This is a genomic window from Pueribacillus theae, from assembly GCF_003097615.1.
Lineage (GTDB): Bacteria > Bacillota > Bacilli > Bacillales > UBA6769 > Pueribacillus > Pueribacillus theae.
Map to the genome: position 1 here is coordinate 1 of NZ_QCZG01000126.1, position 347 is coordinate 347.

The following is a 347-nucleotide window of genomic DNA, read 5'->3' on the forward strand; positions in this document are numbered from 1 at the left end:
TTAACCATTGCCCCAATAGGAATTGCCGTTTTATAAGTACCATGTCCAGTTGTAAGATTGGTCATCAGCGGTTTTCCAAGAGGAACAACAAACTCGTTGATTAAATCTTCGTAGGACTTACCGTAAGCAACTTGGCATCCCGTACACTCTCCCATGATAATCCCGATGCAATCCTGAAATTTACCGGCCATTTTCAAATGGTTCATATACCGATAGACCGTATTAATGGGTTCATGTGTTTCTTCGAGAAACAGGATTTTTCCCTTTGTATCTATTTCGAAATCTGTTCCTAAAGAGCCGATAAAAGACGTGAGATTGCCTCCGACAATACGTCCCGTAACGTTTCC

The 347-nt window shown here is 41.5% G+C and carries 1 pseudogene; it reads right to left on the reverse strand.

Going from position 1 to position 347, the window contains the following annotated elements:
- Positions 1–347 (reverse strand): annotated as a pseudogene (locus DCC39_RS18985) (S66 peptidase family protein); the annotation flags it as partial.